At 65.8% G+C, this 3662-nt stretch carries 1 protein-coding gene; it reads right to left on the bottom strand.

All coding sequences use genetic code 11. From position 1 onward, the window contains the following. A partial coding sequence (locus AB0H00_RS31810; RefSeq protein ID WP_357273613.1) for an amino acid adenylation domain-containing protein occupies positions 1-3226 on the bottom strand: 3226 nt, incomplete at its 3' end. Between the last annotated feature and the right edge of the window lie 436 nt (positions 3227-3662).

The following is a 3662-nucleotide window of genomic DNA, read 5'->3' as shown; positions in this document are numbered from 1 at the left end:
CACCCGGATCAGCCTCGACCGCACGCCGGAACCCATCCAGCAACAACCCGGAATCAACCGGGTAGCTGGTGTCGTTCCAGTCCCGCAGGATCCGGTGCCGCTCGACTGTGGTCAGCAGATCGATATCACCCAGCGCGTGATCCGGATCGGCCGTGACCGCGCGCAGCAGCCGGCCGAAGCGCGCCGCGAGATCGGCGATCGACTCCTTGTCGAACAGATCGGTGGCGTAGGTGAACGTGGCCGCTAGGCCCGCGTCAGGGCCTTCTTGCGGCGTCACTGTCAGTTGCAGGTCGAATTTGGCGCTCGCGCTATCGAATTCGACCGCGCTCATGGACAGACCCGGCAACTCGAGCTGCGCCTGATCCATGTTCTGGAAGAACAATGCCACCTGGAACAGCGGATGATGCGCTTGCGAACGCACCGGGTCGAGCACCTCGACCAATCGCTCGAACGGCAGCTCGGCATGCGAGAATGCCGCGAGATCCGTCTCTTTGGTCGTCTCGAGCAGGTCGCGGAACGACAACGCGGGATCGACCGCGGTCCGCAGTGCCAGCATGTTGACGAACATGCCGACCAGATCGTCGAGTTCCGGCTCACCGCGCCCGGCGACCGGCGTACCGATGGTGATGTCGTCGGCACCGGATAGTCGTGCGAGCAGCGCGGCAAAGGCGCTGTGCACCACCATGAACAGTGAAGCACCGCTGGCCTGCGCGAGGTGGTCGAGCCCTGCCCTGGTCCTTGCGTCGAGAGTGAAGGTGAACACGGCGCCGCGCCCCGAGGCGAGCGCGGGTCGCGGCCGGTCCATCGGAAGGTCGAGCCGCTCCGAAATTCCCGCGAGGGCATCGCGCCAGTAGGCGATCTGCGCGGCCGCCACGGAGCTGGGGTCGTTCTCGTCGCCGAGCACCGCACGCTGCCACAACGTGTAGTCCGCGTACTGCACCGGCAGCGGAGCCCAGTCGGGCGCGGTGGCAGCGCGGCGCGCGATATAGGCGGTCATCAGGTCGCGCACCAGCGGAGCTATGGAGGTGCCGTCTGCGGCGATGTGGTGCACCACGACGGCGAGAACGTAGTCGTCGATATCGAGGCAGGCGAGCGAAAGGCGCAGGGGCACTTCGGCCGCGACGTCGAACCCTGCGGCCGTGAAGGCGCGCAGCCATTCCGGGACCTCGTCGGCGGCGAGGGTGTGCGGCGTGAGATCCGGAACAGCCTGGGCGGCAGGCAGAACCACCTGGTACCCCGTACCATCCACTGCCGGATACACCGTCCGCAACGACTCATGACGCTCGATCACATCCGCGACCGCCGCCTGCAACGCCCCCACATCCAGCGCACCCGACAACCGAATCGCAAACGGAACATTGTTCGCCGCGGAATCAGTATCGAACTGATTCAAAAACCACATCCGCTGCTGCGCCAACGACAACGGAACCCGCTCAGGGCGCTCTACCGGAACCAACGCACGACGTGCTTCGCCACCTTCGAATTCGGCGAGCCGCGTGGCCAGCAAGGCAACCGTCGGTGCCCCGAAAACCGTTCGGGCGGGTATCCGCGCGCCGACCGACGCGCCGAGCCGAGCCGCGATCTGCGTCGCGATCAGCGAGTTGCCGCCGAGCTCGAAGAAATCGTCGTCCGCGCCGACCTGGTCACCTGCGCCGAGCAATTCGCCGAACACCTTGCTGACCAGCTCTTCAAGCGGTCCGACTGGGGCGCGAAACGTCCTGGTCTGCAGGCGCGGCGTGGGCAGCGCCCTGCGATCCAGTTTGCCCGCAGGGGTCAGCGGGACCTCGTCCAGCACCATGACGGAGGTCGGCACCATGTGCGCGGGCAGGCTGCGTTCGGCGTGCGCGATCAGCTCACCGACGTCGATCGAGTGGCCACCCGCCGCGTGCACATAGGACGCGAGGATCGTCGCCCCGCTCTCCAGCTCGTGCCCGATCGTGACGGCGAAGTCCACGCTCTCGTGGCCGGTGAGCACAGCGTCGATCTCGCCCAATTCGATTCGGAAACCGCGGATCTTCACCTGGAAGTCATTGCGGCCTAAATACTCCAACTCACCATCGACAGTCCAGCGCACCAAGTCACCGGTGCGATAGAGCCGGGAACCGTTCGCGTCGAACGGGTTCGCCACGAAACGCACGGCCGTGAGGCCGGGGCGCTGCTGGTAGCCGCGGGCCAGTTGTGGGCCGGCGACGTACAACTCGCCGACCACACCGATCGGGACCGGCACCAGGCGTTCGTCCAACACGTACTCGGTGATCGCCCGGATCGGCGCACCGATCGTCACCGATGCACCAGGCACCAATGGCGCGCTGGCATTCGTCACGACCGTGGCCTCAGTCGGCCCGTAAGCGTTGTAGAACTCACGATCACCATCGGGAATCGGAAGCACCCAACGACGCACCAACTCCGACGGGCATGCTTCCCCGCCCACAACGACAACCCGCAACTCGTCAAGACCAACGGGATCCACCGAAGCCAACGCAGCAGGGGTGACGAACGCGTGCGTCACCGCTTCCCTGCGCAACAGCCCGGCCAGCTCGTCGCCGCCGTAGACCGTCGGCGCCACCACGACCATGGTCGCCGCGCCGCCGAGCGCGAGCAGCAGTTCCAGCACCGACGCGTCGAACGACGGCGAAGCGAAATGCAACGTGCGCGACACGTCGGTCACCCGATACCGGTCGCGCTGCTCCGCACAAAAACTCGCCAACCCGGCCTGGGTCACCACAACGCCCTTCGGCATACCCGTCGAACCCGAGGTGTAGATGACGTAGGCGGGATGCTCAGCACGCAGCGGCCGCAGCCGATCCGCGTAAGTGACCGGTTCGATCGGGTAGCTCTCCAGCTGATGTGCGGAAGTGTCGGGGTCGATGACCAGCCACTCGATTTCGCTGGGCAGTTCGTCCACGACATGTGCGACAGCGAGGCCGAGCACCGCGCCCGAATCCTTCACCATGTGCTCGACGCGATCAGGCGGGTAGTTCGGGTCGACCGGGACGAACCCGGCGCCGGTCTTGGCCACTGCCCAGACCGCGACCACGGATTCGACCGAGCGCGGAATCCCCACCGCGACCAGGTCCTCCGGCCCGACGCCGCGATCGATGAGCAGTCGCGCCAGTCGGGTCGACCTGGCGTCCAGTTCCGCGTAGGTGAGATGGCCGCGCGAGCTGACAGCGTCGGCGAAGACAACCGCGGTGCCGGTCGGATTCGCTTCGACCGCGGTTGCCATCAGCTGCGCGAGAGTGGTGACCCTAGGTCGCCTCGTGCGCGTGGGCCGCACCCGCGTCGGCCGGGTCACGCGGCCCCCGCTTTCCGCTTCCTGGGTCCCCACCCATGAGCCCGTAGCTTATTTCCCGACAAGCGAATCATAAAAACTCTGCACATCCTGCCGCTATAGAACACTTCTATGACACGTTTCCAGCGGGAAACCTGATACTACAAACGGACCGACTGTACCCATAGTCACATACCCTGGGCTTGCCCATGCCGGGGGAACAGCCTCACTCCATGTCGAGCAACTCGCTGAGTTCCACGATCGAATCCACCTGGGTCCAGGGAGCCTCGAGAACCGCGCCGACACCGTTGTCGAGTACCACAGCCCGTAGGTCCTCCAGTGCGGTCGGGTCGAGTGTGTCGAGCCCTGCCCGATCGGTCATCAAATGGGT

The sequence above is a fragment of the Nocardia sp. NPDC023852 genome (assembly GCF_040639505.1).
Lineage (GTDB): Bacteria > Actinomycetota > Actinomycetes > Mycobacteriales > Mycobacteriaceae > Nocardia.
This window is presented reverse-complemented; position numbering and strand designations above follow the sequence as displayed.